Raw genomic sequence first — 3,542 nt, forward strand, 5'->3', positions numbered from 1 at the left:
GCAGATGGAAGCGCTGCTGACCGGCGACCGGGGCATCGAGTTGCCCAACCTCGCAGCGCCGTCGACCGTGGATGCCTATGCACTGGCCGACGACGACAATGTTGCACCGAACAACCGCAACGACCCCCTGCAATGGGTGCGGGGCAGGCACTTCACCGCCTGGGTCGAACCGGTCAAGCAGCTCAAGCGCGAGGGACGCCTCGACGCGGCCTTGGAATTGCTGCTCGAATGCGTGGAGGTCGTCGAGCGCCCGACCACGCTGGGCGGTGGTCTGCCCGCGCCGTGGTACACCGAGCAGGCCGCCATCATCTATCGCAAGCAGAACGCCTACGCATCCGAGACCGCAATCCTGCAGCGCTGGATCGACGCTGCCCGTCGCAACCGCTGCGACGTCGACGAGACGCATCCGCTCGTTGCGCGCAGGACCAAGGCCCAGGCGCTCCTCGACAAGAACAAGGCCTGAACCGGCGAAGCGTCAGATCAGATCGCGTGCCGCGGCAACCACGTCCAGGAGGACACCACTCGGCGTCTGTGGGCAGGTTTGGGCCGCAAAGAAATACGTGGGCAGTTCTTACCGTCGACGCCGTGACCGCTGGCAACAATCCGCGGGCGTTCGACGTCCCAAGCGGGCCAGGACGTCAGTACCCACTGTGCCGGTAGTAGCCGACTGGACGGCAAGATGTTGGCCGTGGAATGGACACAGGATGCCTTGGTTGCGGCGGGTTTCTCGGGATTCGTTCGGTTCGGTGAGCTGCCGGCGGCAGGCGTACCCACCGATCCCGGGGTGTACGTGGTGGTCCGGTCGGCCGCCACGGAACCGGAGTTTCTCCGGGAGAGTCCGGCCGGCTGGTTCAAGGGCAAGGATCCCTCGGTCCCTCTCGCCGCGTTGGAGAACGCCTGGGTCTCAGGGTCAGCTGTGGTGTACATCGGGAAGGCCAGCGGAGGAAGCACCGGCAGACGTGGGCTGCGCAAGCGCCTCGACGAATACCGTCGGCACGGAGCCGGGGAGCCGGTCGGGCACTGGGGTGGCCGCTACATCTGGCAGCTCGCCGACAGCGAGGAGCTGCTGGTCGGGTGGAGACCGACCGCCGACGAGGATGCGCGCACGCTTGAAAGAAAGTTGATCGCCGAGTTCTCCGCGGCACACACCAAGCGCCCGTTCGCGAACCTGACCGGATAGCAAGGGTCTGTTGATTGCCGTCGCAGCCCTGTCATTCAATCGGATGACAGGGCCGTGGTCCGGATCAACGGCACCGAGAATCTGGGCGGGGAGCATGAGCGTGTCCGTGGTCCACCGGCTGAGGTGCATTTCGGTCGACACCAGCAATTCCGATGGACCGGTGGCCGAGCACACGAACCAGCCAGGCAAGATTGTCGGCTGAGCACCACTGTTTCGGGTGTGCGTGTGGTCTGCGAAAAGGGAAGTGTCCAGTGGCGTCGGTGCACGAGGTGATCGAAGCGTTCCGTGCTGCGCCGTCCAACTCGGAGCGGGGCACCAAGTTCGAGCAGTTGATGGTCCGCTATTTCGAGCTCGACCCGATGCTCTCGCAGCAGTACGAGGCGGTCTGGCGGTGGATCGACTGGCCGGGCCGTGACGGCAAGCCCGACACTGGCATCGACGTGGTTGCCCGCGAACGCGACTCCGGCGCCTACACCGCGATCCAGTGCAAGTTCTACGAACCCACCCACACCCTCGCCAAGGCCGATATCGACTCGTTCTTCACCGCCTCGGGTAAGAAGCCGTTCACCAACCGGGTGATCATCTCCACCACCGACCGGTGGGGCCGTAACGCCGAAGCCTCTCTCGAGGACCAGACCATCCCGGTGCAGCGGATCGGGCTGGCCGAGATCGCCGAATCCCCGATCGACTGGAACATCGCCTGGCCGCAGGGCGAGCTCCACGTCGACCTGTCGGAGGCGAAACGCCACGATTCCCGACCCCACCAGCAGGACGCCATCGATGCGGTGTTCGCCGGGTTTGAGGCCGGCAACGACCGCGGCAAACTGATCATGGCCTGCGGCACCGGCAAGACCTTCACCGCACTCAAGATCGCCGAACGCACCGCCCTCGAGCAGGGAGGCAGCGCCCGGATCTTGTTCGCTGTCCCGTCGATCTCGCTGCTGTCCCAGACGCTGCGGGAGTGGACCGCGCAGACCCAGCTGGACCTGCGGGCGTTCGCGGTGTGCTCGGACACCAAGGTCTCCCGCTCAGCCGAGGACATGGGCATCCACGATGTCGCGATCCCGGTCACTACCGACCCGGTCAAGCTCGCCGCCGAGATGCGGCACCGCAAACGGGCCAAGGGTTTGACGGTCGTGTTCACCACCTATCAGTCCCTCCCGGTGGTCGCCGCCGCGCAAAACGATGGTGTGGACCGGTTCGATCTGGTGATCTGCGACGAGGCGCATCGCACGACCGGGGTGACCCTGTTCGGGCAGGACGAGTCGAACTTCGTCCGCGTCCACGACGCCGACTACCTGCAGTCGGACCGCCGGCTCTACATGACCGCGACCCCGCGGCTGTTCGACGACAAGGTCAAGGATCAGGCCGAGGAACACTCCGCCGAATTGACCTCGATGGACGATGAGACCAAGTACGGGCCGGAGTTCCACCGGCTCTCGTTCGGTGAAGCGGTCGAACGCGGCCTGCTCACCGACTACAAGGTGATCGTGTTGACCGTCGATGAGGACCTGGTCGCTTCCCCGCTGCAACAGCAGCTTGCGGGAGATTTCAGCGAGCTGAGACTCGATGACGCCTCCAAGATCGTCGGCTGCTGGAACGGCCTCGCCAAACGGGCCGGTCGCACCCCCGAGGGCACCGGCTTCGCCCCCGGCGAGGCCCCGATGCGCCGGGCGGTGGCCTTCGCGAAGGACATCGCCGCCTCCAAGCAGGTAGCCGAGGTGTTCCCGGCCGTCGTCGACGCCTACCGGGACCTGCTCGAAGACAACGAGAACGACGGCCGCGGTGTCGACGGAACCAACCTCGACCTGAGCTGCGCGGTGCACCATGTCGACGGCACCTTCAACGCCCTGCAGCGCAACGCTGAACTGGCCTGGCTCAAAGCCCCGATTCCCGAGGGCGAATGCCGGATCCTGACCAACGCCCGCTGCCTGTCCGAGGGCGTGGACGTGCCTGCCCTGGACGCGGTGATGTTCCTGCACCCCCGCAACTCGGTGGTCGACGTGGTGCAGTCCGTCGGCAGGGTGATGCGCAAGGCCGACAACAAGGACTACGGCTACATCATCCTTCCCGTGGCTGTCCCCGCCGGGGTGTCCCCGTCGAAGGCGTTGTCGGACAACCGCCGCTTCAAGGTGGTCTGGCAGGTCCTCAACGCCCTACGCGCGCACGATGACCGGTTCAATGCGATGGTCAACTCCATCGCCCTGAACGCGAAGTCGGACACCAAGACCGGCAAGGGCACCGACCGGTTGATGGGCGGCCACATCGGCCCCACCCGCGACAGCGACGAATCCGTCGGCGGCACCGCCGCACACGGCACCGACACCCCCCCCGACAGCGCAGGGGATGCCGGCACCGATGG

General features: G+C 66.0%; 3 protein-coding genes. All 3 read left to right on the forward strand.

Annotated features, from left to right (window positions below; all coding sequences use genetic code 11):
- On the forward strand, window positions 1-463 hold a 463-nt coding region (locus WAW17_RS05470), incomplete at its 5' end, for a hypothetical protein (protein ID WP_422331992.1).
- A gap of 216 nt (window positions 464-679) precedes the next feature.
- Window positions 680-1,180: a hypothetical protein gene (locus WAW17_RS05475; protein ID WP_422331993.1), complete on the forward strand. Its 501-nt coding sequence runs from the start codon at window positions 680-682 to the stop codon at window positions 1,178-1,180.
- Between the two features lie 251 nt (window positions 1,181-1,431).
- Window positions 1,432-3,542 (forward strand): DEAD/DEAH box helicase family protein (locus WAW17_RS05480; RefSeq protein WP_422331994.1); only part of this gene is annotated, 2,111 nt, incomplete at its 3' end.

The sequence above is a fragment of the Rhodococcus sp. (in: high G+C Gram-positive bacteria) genome (assembly GCF_049286785.1).
Classification (GTDB): domain Bacteria; phylum Actinomycetota; class Actinomycetes; order Mycobacteriales; family Mycobacteriaceae; genus Rhodococcus_F.

Coding starts and splice junctions, on each gene's coding strand:
- WAW17_RS05475 (WP_422331993.1), top strand. CDS start 680: ATGTTGGCCGTGGAATGGACACAGGATGCCTTGGTTGCGGCGGGTTTC.